Below are 23747 nucleotides of genomic sequence, written 5' to 3'. Positions count from 1 at the left end.
TAGTTTTTGTATATTAGAAAGATGCTGTTAAACCTATGGTCAATCTCTTGGAAACCGGATATCTAGTATCATTGGTTCCATCGACCCCAACTTCTGGATCCATCCCTGAATAATCGGTAATTGTCCAAAGATTATCTCCAGATAAATAGATATTTAAATTGCTCATTCCAATGGTATGTATCCAATCGGGTGAAAACGTATACCCCAAGCGGATATTACGCATTCTTAAGTAGCTACCATCTTCCAAATATCTAGATGATGTTTTATTGGATAAGTTATTCCCGCCATACACAGGTCTGGGGTGCGTTGCTTGGTCTCCCGGCTCCTGCCATCTGCTCCATCCATTATCGAGGACTTGTTGGTTGTACGTTGGATATGCACCATCGGCATCATATAACTCCCTGCTGTAATTGTATATTAAATTATCATTGGAAAAAGCAAAGTTTGCAGAAAGGGATATTCCTTTATAGGTAAAAGCAGTACCAAACCCACCATAATAATCTGGCGTAGATGTCCCTACCTCCTGTTGTGAAGCTTCATTCCAGTTATTTGTGGTTGTAATCTCTCCGGTTTCTTCGTTTACCACTTCCCAAAGCGGATCTCCATTTTCAGGATCTACACCAGCCCATTTACGCATGAACCAGGTATTAATATCTTGACCAACGTTCAACCTTTTGTTTCCCCTTATTATTGGTTCTCCTTCATATAATTCAGTAATTTCGTTTCTATTGATACCAATATTAAAGTTAAAAGACCACAAAAAGTCTTCAGTACTTATAATGTCTGCATCCAAGAAAATTTCAAAACCAGAATTCTTAACACCCCCTATATTCTCCCAATAGCCACTGTATCCTGTGACATCTGGAATTGAAACATAATACAGTAAATCCGAAGTATCTTTGCTATAATAATCAAAAGTTAGCCCTATGCGGTTTAAAAAACTAATATCCAATCCTAGGTTAGTTTGATATGATTTTTCCCAGCCAACATCCTCGTTACCCAATTGAGAAGGTGTTGTTACCGGAACTCCATTGTATGTATTGCTTAAGCTATACAAATCGTATTGAGGATATAACGAACTAGGCCTATTCCCTACGGCGCCATAACTCCCTCTTAATTTAAGTTCGTTTATGGCCTCTATGTTAAAGAAATCTTCATTATGAATATTCCAACCCGCGCTCGCCGAATAAAATGTCCCGTACTGATTATTGGAACCAAAATTGGATGCCCCATCACGACGAATGGACAACTGCACCATATACCTGTCATCATAGTCATAATTGGTATTGAATAGAAAGGATTGCAAAGCATAATCATTTTTAAGCCCTCCTATATCCTTTGGATTAGCGGCATTGTTTAATATTTCTGTTCCGGAGACTATTCCTGCTCCCGTTGCAGAAAAATCGTCGTATACATAATCGTTATATTCATATGCTGCCAAAGCCGTAAAATTATGCTTCCCCCATAGGTTCGCATACTTTAACATTTGGTTGGTAAATCTGGTAATCCTCCTAGAAGTATATTGATACAACCTACCATCATCTGCCAGACCACTATTGGAAGCCGGATCTGTATATGATTTACTATCGTATCTGTAAAGCGTGTAACCATTTGTAGAAATAAATTTTAAACGGTCGGTAATTTTAAACTCAAAATCGAAATTAGCAAGCAAATTCAACTCTTGAGAATTGCTATAATTCCATTGCAAGTCGTATAAATAGTTACTTTTGTCCCTCCCAATCCATGGCACTCCATTTTCCTGAGGATTTACAATATTTCCTTCATCGTTATAAGGATAATCCCACGGCATATAGGTTTGCATGGCATATAAAGAATGTTGCCGGTTCTCTACGGTATTGTAATTAACCCCTATTTTAGGAGAAATCTTAAGTCTATCCCCAAAATTGAGGTCTTGGTTAATACGAAAGCTTAACTTATCAAAATCGTACCCTTTTATGGTTCCCGTCTCGTCGTAATACCCCAGAGAAATGTATGTATTTGACTTCTCTGAACCCGAAGTGAAAACTATATTATGATCTTGGACCACTCCTGTTTGAGTACCGTTATCCAACCAATTATAATCCCGCTGTAATAATTCTTCATTAAACCACGGATTGTCCTCTTTATTAAAACTGTCTCCAAATGCTTGATAATAACCATACATCTGTTGAGAATTCATCACCTCAAAGTTTCCGTGATTAAAATTAGAAAAACCCGTTCTTGTAGAAAGCGTAATTTCGCTCCTTCCGCTCTTTGCCCGTTTTGTAGTCACCACCACAACCCCATTTGCCCCGCGCGAGCCGTACAATGAAGTTGCCGAAGCATCCTTAAGCACCGATATGGATTCTATTTCATTCGGGTTTAAATTTGGGGTCCCGTGCATAATCACACCATCTACTACCCATAACGGGCTAACTCTTCCATCTATGGATGAAATTCCCCGAATACGAACATCAGGTACCGAACCCGGCTGTCCTGAACTTTGAACAACTTGAACCCCAGCTACTTTACCTTGCAGCATTGTAGACACATCCGGGGTAGTAACATCCGTAAGTTCTTTGCCGCTTACGGTTGCCACTGCAGCAGTAACCTCTTCTTTGGTCTGGGTTCCGTAGGCCACAACAACCACTTCATCAAGTTCAGATGCAGAAACGGTCATGGTAACATCTACTACCGATTGCGAACCAACTGCTGCTTCTTGTTCCTTATAACCTATGTAAGTAAAAACAAGTGTTGCATTGGCATTTACGTCAATCGCGTAATTCCCGTCGAAATCTGTAACCACACCTTTTGTGGTATTTTTCACCATTACGTTTGCCCCGGGTATTGGCATTCCGGTTTCAGAATCAGTTACAGTTCCCGTTACATGCTTTTCTTGTCCATAAGAAAGCATCAAACAAAAAAATGCAACTAATGTAAATAAGATTTTCTTCATAAGATTAAATTAATTTGGTTGAGCATTAATTAGTTTAAAAGATTGATTTTTCGAATCGCTAATTAGTTTAACATAAATTCTATAAACAAAAGAAATTACAATTAAAAAACTTTCGTATACATTGCTAAATTAACAATATATTTTTATTTAACAAATATTTAAAGAATTTTATCTTTCGTTTTATTATTAATTACACATATACAGATACCAAAAGAGCAGTGATAGAACGGATTTAAAGAAAAATGTTAATTTAAATACTAAATAAGCATATATTTTATTTAAATTAAAAAGATATTGAAAGATTTTTTATTTTCGATTTATTTGTTTTACTTTGTCTAAAGGATTACAACACCTAAATCCTAAAAAAAATACCAGCAGTACCAGTAAACAATATAATGAGCATGAGTATAAAAACAACCAAGAAGGTTAACCTGCACACCGAGAGGGAGATAACGGCCCAGCCAAGGCTATGGAATGAAACTTATAATATGTTGATAAAAGAAAAAGAAAACATTAAGCGTTTTCTTTCCCCTATATTGGCCCATCAAAATCTACGAATTATTTTATCGGGAGCCGGGTCTTCGGCTTTTATAGGTGAAACGGCTCAGGGAATCATTCAAAAAAACACAAATAGGATTACGCAATCTATAGCAACCACAGATCTGGTAACCCATCCTGGTTCTTTTTTTATAAAAGACATACCAACCCTTTTAATTTCGTTTGCCAGGTCTGGAAATAGCCCTGAAAGCATTGAAACCGTTGTACTTGCCGACGAATATTGCAACAATCTTTCCCACCTTATTATTACTTGTAATAAAAGCGGGGAATTGGCCAATTATTCGGCAAGAACCTCCAGTCCGTGCTTAAGCATTGTTCTACCGGAAGAGACCAACGACAAAAGCCTGGCCATGACCAGTAGTTTTACTACAATGCTGCTCACCGCCATTTTAATCTCGAATATTGAAACTATTGAAAACAAAAAAGCAAATGTCGATGCCATATGCAAAGAAGCAAATCAAATTTTAAACGAACAGGCTTTGTTTCGGGAAATTGCAAAAAAAGATTTTGAAAGGGTCGTTTTTCTTGGTTCTGGAGAAATGCTGGGCATTGCCAGGGAATGCCACTTAAAACTACAGGAATTAACCGATGGACAGGTGATATGCAAACACGATTCTTTTTTGGGCTTTAGGCACGGTCCAAGGGCGGTGGTAAACGCGAATACATTGGTTGTTTATTTGTTTTCTAACGATGGGCATACTTTTAAATACGAAAAAGACCTTGCGGAAGACATTGCCAAGGATACCAGAAAAATTAATTCCTTAATGATCGGAGGAGATTCTGGCTTTATTACAAGCAATGCTAAAAGGATGAATGTCGATGTTGATTTAAACAACCCACTACAAGTTGTGCCCACAACCTTGGTTGGGCAATTATTAGGGCTGTATAAATGTCTGGAGCTAGGGCTTAACCCTGATAATCCTTCAATCTCCGGTGCTATTAACCGGGTTGTTCAAGGTGTAAACATATATAAAAGAACAAAAAAATGATATTAAGCGTTTGTCCAAATCCATCCATCGATACTTATGCTTGGCTAGACTCCCTAAACCCAAGGCATGCTAACAGAATTTCATGGTTAAAGGAATATCCCGGGGGCAAAGCTACGCATATAGCAATGGCATTACGAGAGCTCAACCAACCAACCGCACTTATGGGGAATTGGGCCGGCAGTTCCGGCATGTGGATAAAAAGAGAATGCAACCTAAAAGGTATACGTACCTGCGGAATAGAAATACAAGGGCAAAATAGAAAATGCTACACCTTCAGGTCTAACGATCCAAAATTCAACAATACCGAATTATTGGAACCCGGGCCGGAATTCACTCCTGAATATTGGGAGCGTTTTAAACAGGAATACACTCACGAAATAAGCAAACACGAATTGATATGCATCTCGGGCTCATGGCCAAAAGGCGCTCCCGAAAATGCCTATGGCGAGCTCATTGAAATTGCCAATAAATTAGGCCGGAAAGTAATTGTAGATTGCTCCGGGAAGCAGTTGGAGCAATGCTTACAGCAATCCTTTTTTGGTATTCATTTAAATGAAGACGAAGCCATTTCTTTGTTCAACACCAATGCCATTGAAACTATTATAAGTAAATTGAGTCCGCGTGTCAAACTTATTGCTATTACCAAAGGAAAAGAAGGGCTATGGCTGTATTACAAAGGGCAACTGCTCCACGCAAATGCAAACATTACAAATGTAATTAGCACTGTTGGTGCCGGCGATTGCCTAACGGCCGGGATTGCCTATGCCGTACATAACAATCTTTCTCCCGATATGATAGCCAAATACGGCGTGGCATGTGGCGCGGCCAATTGTTTAAACGAAGATTTGGGGATTTTAAAACGGAAAGATGTAGAAAACCTATTGCCCAAAACAAACGTACAACCCATAAATGTTAACGATTATGCCGAATAAAGATTTACTTGTTGTTGGGGAGTTAAATGTAGACCTGATTTTGAATAAAATTGAAGGATTCCCAAAAATAGGCACCGAAATTATTGCTGAAAATATGAACGTTACTCTTGGGAGTTCTTCGGCAATTATGGCGGCCAATGCTTCGGCTATCGGGATAAACACGTCTTTTTGTGGCATCATTGGGAAAGACGATTTTGGTGACTTTATCCTTAACGCGCTTCAAAAAAAGCACGTAAACACAGTATTCATCAACCGTACCGGCAAACAAAAATCGGGAATTACAGTAGTAATGAACTATGGCCAGGACCGTGCCAATATAACATATTGTGGCGCAATGGAAATGCTTCAAATACAAGATATTCCTTGGGATGATCTGCATCAATTTAAACATTTTCATTTATCAAATTTCTTTATTCAGAAAGGTATCAGGAAAGATATAACGGCCATATTTAAAAAGGCCAAGGCATGTGGCTTAAGCACTTCTTTGGATTTACAGTGGGACCCGGAAAACAAATGGGATTTCAACTATAAGGAATGCCTGCCACACGTAGATGTTTTCATGCCAAATGAAGCCGAGTTGCTTGCCTTGACAAAAACAACAACTGTAAATAACGGTATTGAAGAAATTATGCCATACGCAAACACCATTGTTATAAAAATGGGTGACAAAGGAAGTATGGCATTCCATAACGGAGAAACATATCAGGCACTCCCCTATGCCAATCCGAATTATGTAGATTCCATAGGTGCCGGAGATTCTTTTAACGCGGGCTTTATTAAAAAATACATAGAAAAACAGCCTATTGAAACCTGTTTAAAATTTGGAAATCTCACCGGTGCCTTAAATACAACCGCCGCTGGGGGAACAACTGCCTTTAGCGATAAAAAGAACGTTATTGAAGACGCGATAAAATTATTTAATGCTGAAATTTAAATCATCATGAACCTAAAAAACAAATTAAACGAATTCACCAAGCAAAAAAGAGGCTTATTGGCCACAAATTATTATAACCTGGAAACTTTGCATGGTGTATTAAAAGCAGCATCAGCATTAAACGAACCTATTATATTACAACTTACGCAAAGCTCCATTGATTATATGGGGTTGGAAACGGCCGTAAAATTAGGCAGAGCCGGTTTGGAACAGTTTAATGTAGAAGGCTGGATACACCTAGACCATGGAGCCTCTGTTGAACTTGCGCAAAAATGCCTGGATGCTGGATTTGACTCCGTAATGATCGACGGAAGCGAATTACCTTTTGAAGAAAACATAAAAATTACACAGGAGGTCGTAAAACGTGCCCAAAAGTACGGCGCACATGTCGAGGCTGAGCTAGGTTATGTAGCAAAATTGGGGCAATCTCACGGAAAACAAGGTTTTACACAACCCGAAGAAGCCAAAGCTTTTGTAGACGCCACCGGGGTTGATGCCTTGGCGGTAGCCATTGGTACGGCCCATGGATTTTATAAAGAAGAACCCAACCTGGATATTGACCTTTTGAAAAATATTGCAAAGGTTACCAATGCCACTCTTGTTTTGCATGGAAGTTCGGGAGTACCCCACAAACAGGTACAAATGGCTATTTCTAATGGAATATGCAAGGTTAATTTAGCCACCGAGATTAAGAACATATTTATGAAGACACTTCAAAATGAATTGTCCAATAATGAAGAAATCGACTTAAGAAAAGTATTCCCGAAAGCTACTTTGCAAGTAACCGAGTTGGTTAAAACCAAATTATTAATGATAAAAAACCAAAGCAATGCTACCGCAGTTCATTGATGCACATGTACATTTAAACACCCGATCGGAAGCAAAAATGGAATTGGCCAAGAAATACGGTGTTTCCTTTTTGTCCATTAATACCGATATTCCTTTTTTTGAAAAACTAAAAGACCAAGAGCAAGTGATTCATGACCTTTTGGACAAATATCCCGGAAGCACTAAGTTTATTACCAGTTTCGATACACAATACTGGAATACCGAAAGGTGGTTGCCCCACGCTTTGGCACAAATTAAAAAGGGAATTGAAAATGGCGCCGTAGGGGTGAAAATCTGGAAAAATATTGGCATGGATCCGGTTATAAAAGATCTTGACGGAAATTTTGTTTTGCTGGACGACGAAAGGTTCAATACCATATACCAATATTTGGTCGATAATGACATTTTGTTAATTGGCCACCAGGGAGAACCGAGAAATTGCTGGCTACCATTGGAAGAAATGACAGTAGATTCCGACAGGGATTATTTTTCACAGCATCCCGAATACCATATGCACCTATTGCCCGAATATCCTTCCTATGAAGAACAAATGAAAGCCCGTGACAATATCTTAAAGAAATTTCCCAATCTCAAATACGTCGGCCTGCATCTTTTCAGCATGGAATGGAGTATTGACGAAGTGGCAAAACGGCTCGACACATTCCCAAATACCATGACAGATCTGGCAGAAAGGATATGCCATATTCAACTACAAGCAAGGGAAAACCATGAAAAAGTAAGGGATTTCTTTATTAAATATCAAGACCGGATTATTTATGGAACCGATGTTATTGATGATGGACAAATAACAGAAAAAGAAATAGCCCGTAAGTTTGAACGTCTATGGAAAGCCCATTGGGATTTTTTTGCCACTAACAAAACGTTGGAGGCTCCAGAATTTAAAGGCGCTTTTCAGGGGCTTGAATTACCTGTTGCCGTATTAGAAAAAATATTTTATAAAAATGCCATTAAAACATACGGTCCCTTTGAACATATAAAAATTAATTAACTCAAAAAATCAAACAATTATGAATGATAATAGACGAAATTTCTTAAAACTGGGTTCCCTTGCCGGTTTGGGTTTGGCAAGCGGAAGCGCTTTGGCAGCTTGCGAAACAAAATCTGAAAAAAACTCTGTAGCTGCTACATTGGCATCTGCCCAAAACAACAAGCAAATATTCAATATGTCCGGTTACAGGGCACCAAAAATAGAAACGGTCCGTATTGGCTTTATCGGACTCGGAATGAGAGGTCCACATGCCGTGCAGCGCATGAGCTACATAGATGGCGTTGAAATAAAAGGCCTGTGCGATATCCGCCAAAAACAAGTGGATAATGCACAAAAAATATTAGCAGGTACCAAACACAGTCCAGATACCTATGTTGGAGATGATAACGAATGGAAAAAAATGTGCGACCGTGACGATATCGACCTAATTTATATCGCCACTCCATGGGAATGGCATACCCCTATGGCCGTTTATGCCATGGAAGCTGGGAAACACGTAGCGGTTGAAGTGCCTGCCGCAAAGACCATTGACGAATGTTGGCAATTGGTTGAAACATCAGAAAAAACCAAAAAGCACTGCATGATGCTGGAAAACTGTTGCTACGACTTTTTTGAGCTGCTTACCTTAAATATGGCCAGACAAGGCTTTTTTGGGGAAATCATTCATGGCGAAGGAGCTTATATTCATAACTTATTAGCCCTCAACTTTAACAAAGAAACCGGGTATGAAAGTATGTGGAGGCTAAAAGAAAATGCAAAACGTAACGGAAATCTTTATCCAACACATGGTTTGGGACCCATCTGCCAGATTATGGACATTAACCGTGGGGACCAAATGGACTACCTAACATCGCTTTCCAGTAACGACTTTAACATGCACCAAAAAGCTGTAGAATTAGCCAAAGAAGACAATTTTTACCAAGAATATACCGATGTTCAATTTAGAGGGAACATGAATACCACACTGGTAAAAACAAAAAAAGGGCGTAGTATCATGATTCAGCATGATGTAAGCTCTCCAAGGCCTTATTCAAGGATTCATTTGGTTAGCGGCTCTAAGGGAATGGCAAGAAAATGGCCTTCGCCGGCACGTATCGCCAAAGGGCATAGCTGGATGAACGAGGAAGAAATGAAAGAAATTGAAACTCAATACACGCCGGAAATAGTAAAAAAAGTAGGCGACCTTGCAAAGCAAGTTGGTGGTCATGGCGGTATGGACTTTATTATGGACTGGCGATTAATAGACTGTTTGAGAAATGGACTTGCATTGGACCAGAATGTATATGATGCTGCCTTATGGAGCTCCATTGCACCGCTGAGTGAAAAATCCGTAGCCAACAGATCACAGTCCATAGATGTTCCCGACTTTACCATTGGAAGCTGGAAAACCAATGCCCCCGTAGATATTACCTTAGCTGGTGGCGGTACTACCAATGTGATTTTAAATAATAAATAAACCCTATTTATTTCATTTTAAATATAATTATTACTTTTACTTTTGGTATTGAAATACAAACTCTTTACTAAAAGTAAAAGTTTTTTTTTCTTATTTTATAAATAAAAACACATCTATTTGTATGAAAAAAACTGCGCAACGTAGGTCATTAATTCTAAAGAAATTGGACGAAACAGGCCAGGTGAACGTTAATGAATTAAGCGAACTATTAGGGGTTAGCGAAGTTACCATACGAAACGATCTGGATAAACTGGAAAAAAACAATTTACTGATAAGAGCTCACGGCGGCGCCTTTAAAACAAACAACCTGGCACTTACGGTAACCGAAAAAAAACAGATAAATCTCGACATAAAACGAAATATAGGCCGGGAAGCTGCTTCTTTGATTACCGAAGACGACAGCATTATTTTAGATTCGGGGACCACTACTTTTGAGGTTTCAAATAATTTAAGTGAGTTTAAAAGGCTCACGGTTATAAGTAATGCCCTGGATATTGTAAACAACCTGGCACAATACAAAAACCTGGAAGTCTTTATGCCCGGCGGTTATTTAAAAGAATTTTCCATGTCTTTGGTAGGCCCCATGGCCGAAAGAAACTTTAAACAACTTTATTGCAACAAACTTTTTTTAGGTGTAGACGGCATTAAACCAAATATAGGTGTTTTTACACATTATATGGAAGAAGCATACCTTAACCAGATAATGATCGATATAGCCGAAGAGGTTATTGTTGTGGCCGATTCTTCCAAGTTTAAAAGGTCCGGGTTTGCATTTATCTGCAATTTTGAAAAAATAGACAAACTCATAACAGATGATAAAATTGAAAAAGCTTCCCTCGAAATGCTCGAAAAGAACAATGTAGAAGTAATCATTGCCAAAAATCAGGGGTAATTTTTAATCCTGCCTTACATTCCCCATAATCTGCTCCTCCTCTGTTATGTAATTAGAAAGATTTATTGCCGTTTCTATTAATGCCAAATGAGAATATGCCTGCGGAAAATTCCCCAGCAACCTTTTTGTTTTAAAATCTATATCTTCGCTAAACAGCCCTAAATGGTTGCTATACGATAATAATTGCTCAAACTGGGCTACCGCCTTTTTGTGTTCTCCTATTTTATTAAGGGCATTGATAAACCAAAAGGTACATATGGTAAACGACGAAGATGGCAAGCCAAAATCGTCTTTATTTTTGTACCTATATAGCAGGCCATCGTTGCTTAATTCTTTCTCGATAACTTTTACCGTGCTCACATATTTTGGATCCCGCGCATCTATAAAGCCATAAGTTTCCATTAACAGTACGGAAGCATCCATATCGTTGGAGCCATATGATTGTGTAAATGCCTGCACTTCTTCATTCCACGCATATTGGTGTATATCGTCTCTGATTTCCTGTTCCAAAGCAGCCCATTTCTCTATTTTCCTTGTTTTATTAAGCATTTTTGCCACTCGCAAAGCCCTGTCTATGGCTACCCAACACAATACTTTGGAAAAAGTAAAATGCCTTTCTTCGGTCCTAAATTCCCAAATACCCTTGTCGGGTTCGCGCCAGTGCTTGTTTACTACCCAAACAATTCCTTTGGTAATGGTCCATAAGCCTTCACTGTTTTCTATTTGGGTACTGAATTTCATGAACTGTTCGTAAATAACATCCATTAAAATCCCGTAAATATCGTTTTGGCGCTGTTCGTAAGCGGCATTCCCTATACGGACGGGTTTGGAGTTTTGGTATCCGCTCAGGTGGTCCAGCGTTTCTTCAATTAGCAGTTTTTCCTTATTGATTCCGTACATAATCTGGAGTTTTTCATCCTTGTCGGGAATTAAGTCAATTATGAACTGCAAATAACGTTTCGCCATATTTTTGTGCCCAAGTTCAGAAACCACTTTTATTACCATGGAGGCATCACGGATCCAACAAAACCGGTAATCCCAATTCCTTACTTCACCTATGGTTTCGGGCAAAGAAGTAGTTGCGGCCGCCAGCACTGCCCCGGACTTGTCGTAACTAAGCATCTTCAACGTTAGAGCGCTTCTGGCAATAATGTCGTTGTATTTTTTATAAGATGGTGTCCTGTCTGCCCAGTTCAGCCAATACACCTTTGTTCTTGATAGTTCCAGAAAGGCTTTGTTGATGGTTGGCACAAATATCTTTTCGTTGTACCCTACCAAAAAGTAACCATCTTCAATTATTTCTATTTCTTCACCTGCCACGACCTTTTCCTTATCAAAATTGGTATAGAGAAAAAGCGTATCAAACTTCTCCTTATCCGTCAGGCTAACAATAAACTCGTCTTTCACATAGGTATTTGTAACTCCTACTGCATATTCCAGCCTTGGGTTATAATCTATTTTAAATTTTGGTCTTCCGCTTTTGTGTTCTACATACCTAATAACATCCGGTGGCGAATTATACCCGCCTTCTTCATCGTAATAACGGGGCATAAAATCCCAAATAAGAAAAGTATCTTTTCCATTTGAAAACGTGGTAACCAATACATTTGTATTTTTATAATATTCTTGGCTTATTGTATATGATTCGTCTACCTCAAACCCGAAATTTCCCCCAATTTCGTCATCCAATATCTTGGCGAATACAGAAGTAGAATCAAACTCGGGCAAACAGCACCAATCTATAGATCCCGTTTTAGAAATTAATGCAGCACTTCTGCAATTTCCTATGATTCCGTATTCCAGATTATCCATTAATTATATTTTTTATAACGTTTAAAACCTAATAATTCCTTAAATTAACGAAAATCTTATTTGTTAACCAAGATCAATGTAATAAATGAAAGCAATAAAATTGTCTGTTTTAGAATTCTTAAAAAACATGGCGGTTTTTTTATGTTTTTTTCTTTATTATACTTAAAAAATTGACCCTTTAGAAATAGAAAACCTTTAATTAAATTATGAGCAAAACAATTATTGTTTCCAACCGATTGCCTTTACAAGTAAAACTTAATGAAAATAAACTGGAAATCACTCCAAGCGTTGGCGGATTGGCCACCGGAATGAAATCTGTACATAAGGAAGGAGACGGTATTTGGATTGGCTGGTCCGGTCTTACCGAAGAAGAACTCGACGAATCCCTCTCTAAAAAAGTGGATACTGCCGTTGCCAAGGAAAATTGTGCCGCCGTAAACCTGACTCAATGCGATATAGATAACTTTTATTACGGCTTTAGCAACCGTACCTTATGGCCGTTGTTCCACTACTTTATGGAATATACCGAATTTGAAAAGGACTTTTGGGAGTCGTACAAGGCCGTTAACCAAAAATTTGCCGAAGTAGTTTTAGAAAATCTGGAAGATGGAGACAATGTTTGGGTACACGATTATCAATTATTATTGCTGCCACAGCTTATAAAAGAAAAAAAGCCGGATACCTCTATTGGCTTCTTTTTGCACATCCCTTTCCCCTCTTATGAAATATTCAGGACTTTCCCGTGGAGGGAAGAATTACTGACCGGTATGTTGGGAGCCGATCTTATTGGCTTTCATACATATGATTACGAGCGCCATTTTTTAAGTTCCATTAAGCGTATTTTAAGGCTCGACGTTAAGTTTAACGAGGTAGTTTACCATGATAGGATTGTAAAAGTAGATTCCTTCCCGATGGGGATAGACTATAAAAAGTTTCATCAGGCTTCCGTTTCTCATACTAAAATGAACGTAAAGGAACGTTCGGAATTACAAAAAAGGCTGGACGACCATATTCAATCTTCTGTAGATACCAAGCTCATACTATCAATTGATAGGTTGGATTACACCAAAGGAATTCCAAACAGGATTCGCGCATTCGAATATTTTTTAAACAAATATCCCGAGTTCAAGGAAAAGGTACGCCTCATTATGCTTTCGGTCCCTTCCCGGTCGAACGTTCCCCAATACCAATTACTAAAAAAAGAAACCGACGAACTTGTAGGCAGGATAAACGGGCAATTTGCCACGGTAAGCTGGACGCCCATTTGGTACTTTTACCGTTCGATGCCCTTTAACAACTTAATAGACCTTTACACTTCTGCCGATGTTGCCTTGATTACCCCCGTAAGGGACGGTATGAACTTAGTCGCCAAAGAATATGTGGCCACACGTACCAAAAAAGACGGCGTACTTATTTTAAGCGAAATGGCCGGGGCCTCCAAAGAAATGAACGAAGCCCTGATGATAAACCCCAATAACTTCGAACAAATTGCAGATGCCATTAAACAGGCTCTGGAAATGCCCGTAGAGGAACAAATTGCCAGAAATACCATCCTTCAAAAAAGACTGGAGCGGTACAGTGTTGAAAAATGGGCACACGAGTTTATGAAATCGCTCGACGCCACCAAAAATCTCGGGCAGGTCATTGTTTCTGAAAAACTTGACACTAAGCTTACAAACCAAATGATTGAAGACTACAAAAAATCTAAAAGCAGTTTGATTTTACTGGATTACGACGGAACACTTTCCGGCTTTCAGGACAACCCGCAAAATGCAAATCCGGATATGGAGCTCTTTCAATTATTAGATGCCTTAAATAACCAGCCCAATACCGATATGGTTATTATTAGTGGCCGCGACAAGGAAACTTTTGAAAAGTGGTTTGGCAATAAAGAATATTCCCTAATAACCGACCATGGCGTTTGGCTTAAAAAGCGTAATAAAGACTGGGAAGCATTGGAGCGCCTAAAAAACGATTGGATGGAGAACATCCGCCCCATTCTGGAAACCTTTGTAGACAGGACGCCCGGAACATTTATTGAAGAAAAAAAATACTCGCTTGCCTGGCATTATCGCAAAGCCGACCCCGAACTGGCACAAATTAGAACCATGGAGCTCAATACCGTCCTTACAAGCTTAATTTCCAATAACGACCTTACCGTGCTTAAAGGAAACAAGGTTATTGAAATTAAAAGTAGCAGTGTTAACAAAGGCCGGGCCGCTTCCAGACTTTTATCTTTAAAAAATTACGATTTTATCTTTACCATTGGAGATGATTGGACCGATGAATATATGTTTGAAGAAGTGCCCGAAAATGCTTACACTATTAAAGTCGGGTTTAAAAAGACCAAGGCAAAATACTACGTAAAAGACACAAACGAGGTTAGAAAACTACTTACAAAATTTATTGATTAACAAATAGTTGCCCTGATTAATGTAGAAATAAAGCCAAAAAAGGAGAATTCATCGATAATTTAAGGTGACTGAAAGATTTTTTACTCTTTTGGCGGTTTCTTTTTTTAATTTAGTAGTCAAAACCAAAACTAATACCAACCTGGCAGGACATCCAACTTTGTTTGTCATAGTTGGTCTATTATATCAATTATGAAAACTACCCTATCTATAATTGCTATTGCAACTTCTATGTGGCTTCAAGCACAAATTGCCACCGAAGTTTATTTATTTGATATGGATAAATCCTTTAGGTTGACAAACCCCGTTAATCTTTCCAATAATCCCGGGTTTTATGACAATCAACCTTCATTTATAGATAACAACCTGCTATTATATACTTCAACCAGAAACCATCAAACAGATATTAAAGAAGTAGACCTAAGGAAAAAAACACAACAATGGGTTACCAATACCCCCGGGAATGAATTCTCTCCGCAAGCCACCCCAAAAACCAATATATATGCTGCAATCAGGCTCGATAATGATGGAAAACAACGCCTTTATAATTACAGTAGCCTGAACGGCGGGTACGAAGAACTGATAAGCGACCAAACAATAGGGTATTACAGTTGGTACGATAAAAATACCATCGTGTCTTTTGTGCCCGAAGAGGACAATTCGAAGCTTGTTGTAAATAACTTAAAGAACCAGACCAACTTTACATTTAAAGAAAATATTGGGCGTTCCATATGTAAAATCCCCAATACAAACCTTGTTAGCTATATAGACAAAAGCAGTGATGTATGGGAAATACGGTCGTTCGACCCCATTTCTGGAACCGACGCCTTTATTGCCAATACACTTGAAGGTATGGAAGACATGGCATGGGGCCCAGACGGGACCATCTTGATGGGAAAGGAAGAAGTTTTGTACAAATACAATCCCAAAGGTGGCCAAAAGTGGATTCCCGTTTCATCTTTGGAATACTTCAACTTAAAAGGCATTACCAGGTTGGCAATAAGCCCTAATGGAAAACAAATTGCCATTGTGGTAAATGAAGAAATTCCCGAAAATATTCAGCAACAAAACAACGCCATAATAGACATAGGCATCGTGGTTACCAATTTAAAAAAATCCTTGGCATTTTATAAAGATATATTAGGGATGAAAGAAACCCGAAAATTTACCATTGATAAAGCATTTGGAAGAAAATCTGGGCTTACCAGCGGACTATCGGCAGAAGTTACCGTACTTCAGTTGGCCGAAGGCAACAACGCTACAGAGCTCAAATTAATGTCTTTTGGAAAGCATAAAAACTGGTATCCAGATTACATTCAGCAGGATATGGGCGTTCAATATATTACCATTTATGTAAAATCGGTCGCCCCTTATTTAAAACGTATTCAAGAAAACAACATAAAACTCCTTGGCGATACGCCTATTGCATTTGAAAATGGCGAATCTTTTCTTTTGATAAAAGATTACGACGGTACCTTTATTGAAATTATCGGGGCTACCGATGAATGATTTTATGCTGATATAAAAAACATATTTTTTAACTTTAGGTCTTTAATTAAATTCCAATACCCAAAATGAAGACCTTTCTGTATGCATTCTTTATATGTGCCTACACAACTGTGTACGCACAAACCGACACCAAAATTTACGATATTATAGATGCCGTTTCTGCCAATAGGATAGAAACCAATATTACAAAACTGGCAAACTTTGGCACCCGGCACACCTTGAGCGATACCATTTCGAACACTCGTGGCATTGGTGCCGCACGCCGTTGGATTAAAAGTGAGTTTGAGGCCATTGCAAACAATTGCAACAGTTGTCTGGATGTATTTTACCAAAAGAATTTTGTAAAAAAGGGTACCAATAACCGCATTACCAAAGATGTATGGGTAGTAAACGTAGTTGCCGTGCAAAAAGGCACCAAATATCCAAATAGATACATTATTATGAGCGGCGATATTGATTCGCGCATATCTGATGCCAATAATTTTACCGATGACGCCCCCGGGGCAAACGACAATGCCGGTGGAATGGCAGGAACCATGGAAGCAGCGCGGGTACTTTCTAAATATTCTTTTGAAAATAGTATTGTTTACGTAGGGCTTTCGGGAGAAGAGCAGGGTTTATTTGGTGGTAAGGGACTTGCCGATTATGCCAAAGAAAAAGGATGGGATGTTATTGGTATTTTTAATAATGACATGATTGGCAATATTAAAGGTGTAGATGGCATTATAAGCAATACCGATTTTAGGATTTTCTCGGAGCCTACGCCTCCAACCGAAACCGAAAAACAACGAACAATGCGCAGGTTTTATGGTGGCGAAGTAGATGGTATTTCCAGGCAACTTGCTCGATATGTACATACAAATGTAAAAACCTATATGCCCGAAATGAACCCCATGATGATATACCGCTTGGACCGTTTTGGCCGTGGCGGTCACCATCGTCCTTTTAACGATGTTGGATTTGCTGGGATACGCATTATGGAAGCTCATGAAAATTATACCCAGCAACATCAAGACATCCGTACAGAAAACGGTATTGAATATGGAGATGTGCTTAAACATGTAAACTTTAATTATGCGGCTAAACTTACAGCTGTAAATGCTATTAACCTTGCCGCTATTGCCTGGGCTCCGCCTGCGCCAAAAAAAGTAGCTATTGGTGGCATCGTGGAAGCGTCGGCTAAACTTAAATGGACAAAGGTCGAGGGTGCCAAAGGATATAAAATCTATTGGAGGGATACTACTTCCCCCACATGGGATCATTCGCGGTATGTTGGAGATGTGGATTCTTTTACCTTGGATGGGATTGTTATTGACAATTTTTTCTTTGGAATTGCCGCTGTTGGCGAAAACGGACACGAAAGTGTGGTTGTTTTCCCCAATGATATTATAAAGGATTAAAGAAAAGGAAACTGGTTTCCTTTTTAAAATTCAAGGTTTTGAACTGGCCTGATCAAAGATATCTTTTTATGCTGAAAATAAATATTCCGCCTATAAAAGTGGCGCCCACAAACGGCAAAAAGATTCTTTTAACCGTTGGAGAATACCCCTGTCCAACCATCTTTTAACATCAACTTGATCGCAATGTTGAAGGTCTTCCATATATATTTTCAACATTTCCTTGGCGATATCATTATCGTAAATAAGGGCATTTACTTCAAAATTGATATGAAAGCTCCTGTAATCCATATTAGACGTTCCAACAGTTGTAAAAACATCGTCTACAATCATGGTTTTTGCATGAATATTTCCTTTTTCGTAGAGATATATCTTTACGCCTGCCCGCAATAATTTTTCCAAATAAGAATATGTGGCATATTTGGCGGCCCATGAATCGCAACTTTTAGGGATTATCAAGCGTACATCCACGCCACTTCTTGAAGCTGTGGCCATGGCCAATGAAATTTCGTCATTGGGTATAAAATAAGGAGTTGTTATATAGACATACCTTTTTGCAGAATTAATGGCCGTAAACATTGCTTCCATAATGCTTGCCCATTCTGTATCGGGCCCGCTGGCGGCAATTTGAATAGGGATTTTTCCGTCTATGCTACTTTCGGGGAACCAACTGTCTTCAACTTTAATATCGTTGTCGCAAACAAAGTCCCAATCTAACGAAAAATGAAGCTGCAATAGCCCGACCGACTGACCCTCGATTCTTAAATGCGTGTCCCTCCAAAACCTCCTGCCTTCTTTGTTTACATATTCGTCTCCAACATTTATCCCGCCCACATAACCAATTTTACCGTCTATAATGACCATTTTTCGATGGTTTCTATAATTTATCTTACTAGCAAATCTTGGAAAATAAACAGGCATAAAAGGATACATCTCTACGCCCTTGCTTTTTAAAAATGAAATGTTTTTATCGGAAATAGAACTAGCTACCGAATCGTAATTTATCTTTATGCAAACACCTTCATCGGCTTTATTTGAAAGGATTTCTATAAGTTCGGAACCTATTTCATCATCCCTGAAAATATAATATTCTATATGAATTGACGAAGTTGCATTTTGAATGTCCTGAAAAAGCCTTTTAAATTTTTGCTCGCCGTTTATTAAAATTTCTACTTTATTGTTAATTGTCAACGGAGACTTCTTCTCGCTGTCTATAAGCCTAATAATCTTTGTATCGCCATTAAGCACTTCTTCCCCAATGGAATATGCTTCTTTTTTATTGAGTACCAATTGATGTGCCCAATTTTGTATGTTTTTTTGGTTTAAAATATTTTTTTTCTTGAATATTCTAAACTTCCTATAATCCTGTCCAAAGAAATAATAGACTATTAGCCCCACAAAAGGGAAAGCAAGCAATGCTATTAAATAAGAAAGTGTTTTAGTGGGGTTAATATTTTTAAGCAGTATTGTTACGGCTGCAATCAATGCCAATAGATAATTGAACCCCAATAAAAATTCCCACAAATAATTTTTTACATAATCCCACATTATTTTACAGGTGGATAATAACCCGCCTTAGGTATTTGGATAAAATATTTTTTTCTGGATGCATTGTTAAGGTTTGTTTCCCTTAACCAAGGATTGTGGATTTTTAAGGTTTTGTAGGTAATCCCGAATTTTTTTGCAAATTTTGGAAAATCTTGAACTACCGTATCTACTTCAACATCGGTAAAGGGAATTCTTGTATAGAGGTCCTCTTCATCAAAATTAAACCCGTATTCTTCTGGGTGAGACAATATTTCCTTAACGGCCAATATTCTAAATACGTACCTGCTAGTTTCTTCGCCCAGCAATACGTTGTAATATCCTTCGGTTTCCTGGCGTTCCAATTGTTTAGCCATTCCAAACTGGCCAGCATTGTACGATGCGGCCGCCATGGTCCAGGTTCCAAAACGTTCTTTTGCCTTTTTTAAGTATTCACAGGCAACTTCGGTAGATTTTTCAATATGGTAACGCTCGTCCACATTATCGTTCACTTCCAGTCCGTACTCCCTTGCGGTACCCTTTAAAAGCTGCCAAAAACCAGTAGCTCCAGCCGGAGAAACTGCCTGTGTTAACCCACTTTCTATAACTGCCAAGTATTTAAAATCGTCGGGCACGCCATGTTGCCTTAAAATGGGCTCGATTATGGGAAAATACTTATTTGCCCTTTTTATAAGCAACAAACCATTGGACTGCCAATAGGTATTAACCAATAATTCCCTGTCCAGCCGTTCTTTTACGTCCGGGTCTTCAACAGGGACACGCTCTCCCGCAAAATTAATTCCATGTGGTATTTTAAGGGCATATACATTATAATCGTGCACCAAACTTAAACTATCCTTTTCTTTTTGTGGGGTTACAGCTTCTTGTTGGGGTGAAGTAGATTGAACAGCATTTATAAATATGGCCGAAACAGCAATTACCCCAATTAAAATCAATATGTTTTTCACGTTTTTCATCTTCATTTTTTTATAAATATACAAATTAGATCTATTTTTCATTTAAGATCAGTTTAGGTAAATTATCGTTAAACCATTTAAATTTATTGATAATCATAATATGCGTCCCGTTTTTAATTTTAATGCAGTTTTTTATATAACTGCAAGGAAAAACAGCATCTTTATCGCCTTGAATATGAATTGTATTGGGAATGGGTGCTGCCTGTTTCCAATTTACAATATTATCTATAGACCAGTTTAAATAATGTTTGTCCCTAACGGAAAGGTATTTCTCGTACAAATTTAATCTTTTTACTACAGTATCTCCAAAAGCATATTTTGCCAAAAGTTCCATGTTGTTTACCAATCCTGTTGGCAACAACCTATGTGCCTTGGTATACTTTGCAAAAATCATCCTTTTGGGGAGCTCTCTATTACATTTAACGCTCGATATTACAATTATTTTTTTTACGGGAATAATTTTGCCCATTTCTTGAACCAAAATCCCTCCAAAAGAAACCCCCATCAATACCGGGTTTTCATGGGTGATATATTGTGTCATCCTCTCGGCATAGGCTTCAATGGTCTCGTTTTTTTTGGGAATTTCCCATTCCAGGTAATGTAATTTAAATTTATCCCCGGGGAGTTTTATGTTTTCAAATATTGATGGATTTGCAGCCATTCCCGGCATGCAATAAACATGTATTAAATTAGAATCCATATATATTAATGATTGAAAAATAGATGATTAGCTATTTTTTAGTACCTTTGCATCGCTAAAGGTATATAATTCTTCATCAATATAACCAAGGACCAAAATTAAATTGTACCAAATTTTATCAATCTTTCCATTTTTTTTGGAGGGATCACCTAAAAGGATTAGGTATCGTATTTGGCAGTTTTTTAAAGTGATTTTTAAAACCTCGTAATAATGAATGAAGTAGTAATTAATGACAATGAGTTTTTGCGTCAATATGAAACAAAAATTGAAGGAAAGCTCGCAAAAATCGAGTATGCTTCACAAGAAAGAAAGGTCTTTTTAACCAAGCTTGTGATTCCGGAAGAGATAACAGATCCTGAGTTTAAAGATGAATTTATCAAAACCGTACTGAAGCATATTGAAGGAAAAAACCTAAGTGTAGTTCCTACTAGCCCCCAAATAGCTGGTTTTCTTAGAAAGCACAAAGAATTTAAAGATTTATTACCTGTAGGAATTAGGATTTAAAGAAAGAAGCCCCGCAAATTGCAGGGCTTTTATTTTTTTACAGCTCAACCAACTTCTTTTCTTTTACAAACTCAAAACGCACCAATCCGTCATCATCTATTTTGGTCAATTCTACTTCGTGCAGGGTGTTTATTAACGATGGATCCCACGGGGCTTTTACTTTTACATAATTTTCCGTAAATCCATGTATGTAGCCTTCTTTGTTTTCGCCTTCAAATAAAACCGTTCTATAACTTCCCAGTTGACTTTCGTAAAAAGCCCTCCGTTTCTTGGCAGAAAGGCCCCTTAGCATTTTACTGCGTTTGGCACGTACTTTATTTGGAACCACTCCGTCCATTTCGGCGGCAATGGTATTATCCCTTTCTGAATATGTAAACACATGTAAATAGGAAATATCCAATTCATTTAAAAAATTATAGGTTTCCAGGAAATGCTCGTCTGTTTCTCCGGGAAAACCAACAATTACATCCACGCCTATACACGCATGTGGCATTGTTTCCTTGATTTGCCTTACCCTGTTTACGTATAATTCGCGTTGGTACCGGCGGCGCATCAACTTTAATATTTCATTGCTCCCACTTTGCAACGGTATATGGAAATGAGGAACAAAAGTGCGGCTTTGTGCTACAAAATTGATGGTTTCGTTCGTTAACAAATTTGGTTCTATGGACGAAATGCGTAAACGCTCGATCCCTTCCACTTCATCTAGGGCCGTAACCAGTTGATAGAAAGTATGTTCGTGCCTTTTATTACCAAACTCCCCTTTTCCGTAATCGCCAATATTTACGCCCGTAAGTACAATCTCCTTAATTCCCTGATCTGAAATTTCCTTGGCATTTTTTAAAACGTTTTCTAAAGTATCGCTTCTCGAAATCCCCCTGGCAAGCGGTATGGTACAATAGGTACATTTGTAATCGCATCCGTCCTGTACTTTTAAAAAAGCGCGGGTCCTGTCTCCAATAGAATAACTTCCCACATAGAAATCGGCTTCCTCGATCTCGCAACTGTGTACATGGCCGTAATCATTTTTTGAAAGGTCGTTTAAGTAATGGGTTATTTTAAATTTTTCGGTAGCTCCCAAAACCAGATCTACGCCATTAACATCGGCCAATTCTTCGGGCTTTAATTGGGCATAACACCCAATAGCGGCCACAAAGGCATCGGGGTTTGCTTTTTGGGCCTGTTTTACAATGGATTTAAAACGCTTATCGGCATTTTCTGTAACCGAACATGTATTGATTACATATATATCTGCTTTCTCAGAGAACTCGACCCTGTCAAACCCTTCTTCTGTAAAGTTTCGGGCTATGGTAGAGGTTTCTGAAAAATTAAGCTTGCAACCCAATGTATAAAACGCTACTTTCTTTTTTTCCATGTAGTTGACTTTTAACATGTTGACCTTTATCTATTTCTTTTAAAAAAAGCGTACAAATATACCAACTTATTTGCAGGTATTAAAAGGTTTTTGTTGGTTGTTAGAGTTGAGGGTTTTAGATTTTAGGTTGTTACCCTGTTATGATGTTATGATGCTATGTTGTTGAGAGTTGAGAGCTGTACGCCTCTAATAACTAAAACCCAACTTTGAACCTTTGCATCTTTGAATAGTGATTAGGGAAAGGGGGGGTAGGGATTAGTTGATTGTTAACAGATAAATATTAATGGTTAAATCTTTGAACCTTTGCAACTTTGTAACTTTGCATCTTTGAACCTCTGAAACAAAAAAACCTTCACTCATTAACTCATTAACTTATAGATAGTATGCGACTTCTCCTTGCGTCGAAGTGACTGGAACCATCAACTATTCTGATTCAAGGATATGTTTTAGGTCTGATAGCCCCGATTCAAAATCTTTACCGACGGCCTTGTCCATGTTCATAAAAATCATAAAGATATTCATGGGGAATTTATATAGGCCCGAAAACCCCCAGACTACCGTGGTTGTTTCGGGGAGTACTTTTTCTACTTTAATATAGGCTTCAGAAGTAGATTTAAATGGTTTTATAAAGCGTAGTTCGGTCTCTATCGTTTCATTGGGCAGTATACGCTTGATTTCCTGTTCGCCAGATCCCACTTCTTTGTTTCCTTCCCACCAGCTTACCGCACCTATGCTCCCATCTATGCCCTTAAGGCCTTTCTTTATGTTCGGGTCTTTTTGAAACCACGGCGACCATTGGTCTTGGTTTTTAAGAAACTTTAAATAATTAAATACCTCTGGAAGAGGCCTGTTTATTTGTATGCTCCTGCTTACATGGTAATTTTTGGGCGCAATAACCCCCAAAAAAACAACCAATAGGATAACACCCCCCAATATGTACATAATTGTTGCCAACATAACCCGCTCGATAAGAACTATAAATTTACTAAAAATAACATAACCAAA

The 23747-nt window shown here is 38.3% G+C and carries 18 protein-coding genes; 11 read left to right on the top strand and 7 right to left on the bottom strand.

All coding sequences use genetic code 11. The features are described 5' to 3' along the window. Window positions 1-13: 13 nt before the first annotated feature. Window positions 14-2935 (bottom strand): TonB-dependent receptor, encoded by a 2922-nt coding sequence (locus UXI14_RS13325; RefSeq protein ID WP_335966556.1) that lies wholly within the window; start codon window positions 2933-2935, stop codon window positions 14-16. 401 nt (window positions 2936-3336) lie between these two features. Here UXI14_RS13325 and UXI14_RS13320 point away from each other — a divergent pair, with 401 nt between their 5' ends. The 7 genes from UXI14_RS13320 (at window position 3337) to agaR (ending at window position 10533) form a co-directional block, all read left to right on the top strand. Next, window positions 3337-4482, top strand: coding sequence for an SIS domain-containing protein (locus UXI14_RS13320; protein ID WP_335966555.1), 1146 nt, complete (start codon window positions 3337-3339; stop codon window positions 4480-4482). Beyond that, window positions 4479-5414, top strand: coding sequence for a PfkB family carbohydrate kinase (locus UXI14_RS13315; protein ID WP_335966554.1), 936 nt, complete (start codon window positions 4479-4481; stop codon window positions 5412-5414). The genes UXI14_RS13320 and UXI14_RS13315 overlap by 4 nt, the downstream gene beginning before the upstream one ends. After that, window positions 5404-6348: a carbohydrate kinase family protein gene (locus UXI14_RS13310; RefSeq protein ID WP_335966553.1), complete on the top strand. Its 945-nt coding sequence runs from the start codon at window positions 5404-5406 to the stop codon at window positions 6346-6348. Before UXI14_RS13315 ends, UXI14_RS13310 begins: the two co-directional genes overlap by 11 nt. Window positions 6349-6354: 6 nt before the next feature. Then, complete coding sequence (locus UXI14_RS13305; protein ID WP_335966552.1) at window positions 6355-7197, top strand: class II fructose-bisphosphate aldolase; 843 nt, start codon at window positions 6355-6357, stop codon at window positions 7195-7197. Next, the gene (locus tag UXI14_RS13300; RefSeq protein ID WP_335966551.1) at window positions 7178-8185 is read left to right on the top strand and encodes an amidohydrolase family protein; all 1008 of its coding nucleotides are present in this window, start codon (window positions 7178-7180) and stop codon (window positions 8183-8185) included. The genes UXI14_RS13305 and UXI14_RS13300 overlap by 20 nt, the downstream gene beginning before the upstream one ends. Before the next feature lie 19 nt (window positions 8186-8204). Continuing rightward, window positions 8205-9641 carry a Gfo/Idh/MocA family oxidoreductase gene (locus UXI14_RS13295; RefSeq protein WP_335966550.1) on the top strand — a complete coding sequence of 479 codons (1437 nt, stop codon included), beginning with the start codon at window positions 8205-8207 and terminating at the stop codon, window positions 9639-9641. 121 nt (window positions 9642-9762) lie between these two features. Next, window positions 9763-10533, top strand: a complete 771-nt coding sequence (gene agaR, locus UXI14_RS13290; protein WP_277900767.1) for a transcriptional repressor AgaR — start codon at window positions 9763-9765, stop codon at window positions 10531-10533. 3 nt (window positions 10534-10536) lie between these two features. On the opposite strand, the gene UXI14_RS13285 is transcribed toward agaR, so the two are convergent. Further along, window positions 10537-12345: a glycoside hydrolase family 15 protein gene (locus tag UXI14_RS13285; RefSeq protein ID WP_277900766.1), complete on the bottom strand. Its 1809-nt coding sequence runs from the start codon at window positions 12343-12345 to the stop codon at window positions 10537-10539. 206 nt (window positions 12346-12551) lie between these two features. Here UXI14_RS13285 and UXI14_RS13280 point away from each other — a divergent pair, with 206 nt between their 5' ends. The 3 genes from UXI14_RS13280 (at window position 12552) to UXI14_RS13270 (ending at window position 17665) form a co-directional block, all read left to right on the top strand. Next, on the top strand, window positions 12552-14759 hold the full coding sequence (locus UXI14_RS13280; RefSeq protein ID WP_335966549.1) for a bifunctional alpha,alpha-trehalose-phosphate synthase (UDP-forming)/trehalose-phosphatase: 2208 nt from the start codon (window positions 12552-12554) through the stop codon (window positions 14757-14759). Between the two features lie 189 nt (window positions 14760-14948). Further along, window positions 14949-16265 (top strand): VOC family protein, encoded by a 1317-nt coding sequence (locus UXI14_RS13275; RefSeq protein ID WP_335966548.1) that lies wholly within the window; start codon window positions 14949-14951, stop codon window positions 16263-16265. A gap of 65 nt (window positions 16266-16330) precedes the next feature. Then, on the top strand, window positions 16331-17665 hold the full coding sequence (locus UXI14_RS13270; RefSeq protein WP_335966547.1) for a M28 family peptidase: 1335 nt from the start codon (window positions 16331-16333) through the stop codon (window positions 17663-17665). Window positions 17666-17755: 90 nt separating this feature from the next. On the opposite strand, the gene cls is transcribed toward UXI14_RS13270, so the two are convergent. Genes cls through UXI14_RS13255 form a run of 3 tightly spaced genes read right to left on the bottom strand, consistent with a single transcriptional unit; the run spans window position 17756 to window position 20863 of the window. Further along, window positions 17756-19210, bottom strand: a complete 1455-nt coding sequence (gene cls / locus UXI14_RS13265) for a cardiolipin synthase (protein WP_335966546.1) — start codon at window positions 19208-19210, stop codon at window positions 17756-17758. Then, on the bottom strand, window positions 19210-20163 hold the full coding sequence (locus UXI14_RS13260) for a lytic transglycosylase domain-containing protein (protein ID WP_277900761.1): 954 nt from the start codon (window positions 20161-20163) through the stop codon (window positions 19210-19212). The genes cls and UXI14_RS13260 overlap by 1 nt, the downstream gene beginning before the upstream one ends. 31 nt (window positions 20164-20194) lie before the next feature. After that, window positions 20195-20863: an alpha/beta hydrolase gene (locus UXI14_RS13255; RefSeq protein ID WP_335966544.1), complete on the bottom strand. Its 669-nt coding sequence runs from the start codon at window positions 20861-20863 to the stop codon at window positions 20195-20197. A 210-nt stretch (window positions 20864-21073) separates the two neighbouring features. Here UXI14_RS13255 and UXI14_RS13250 point away from each other — a divergent pair, with 210 nt between their 5' ends. Beyond that, on the top strand, window positions 21074-21367 hold the full coding sequence (locus UXI14_RS13250; RefSeq protein WP_277900759.1) for an N-acetyltransferase: 294 nt from the start codon (window positions 21074-21076) through the stop codon (window positions 21365-21367). 37 nt (window positions 21368-21404) lie between these two features. On the opposite strand, the gene mtaB is transcribed toward UXI14_RS13250, so the two are convergent. Beyond that, window positions 21405-22742, bottom strand: coding sequence for a tRNA (N(6)-L-threonylcarbamoyladenosine(37)-C(2))-methylthiotransferase MtaB (mtaB, locus tag UXI14_RS13245; protein WP_335966543.1), 1338 nt, complete (start codon window positions 22740-22742; stop codon window positions 21405-21407). Window positions 22743-23165: 423 nt separating this feature from the next. Next, window positions 23166-23684 carry an SRPBCC family protein gene (locus tag UXI14_RS13240; protein ID WP_335966542.1) on the bottom strand — a complete coding sequence of 173 codons (519 nt, stop codon included), beginning with the start codon at window positions 23682-23684 and terminating at the stop codon, window positions 23166-23168. Window positions 23685-23747 lie beyond the last annotated feature (63 nt).

The organism is Galbibacter sp. PAP.153 (genome assembly GCF_037029175.1).
GTDB lineage: Bacteria > Bacteroidota > Bacteroidia > Flavobacteriales > Flavobacteriaceae > Galbibacter > Galbibacter pacificus.
This window is presented reverse-complemented; position numbering and strand designations above follow the sequence as displayed.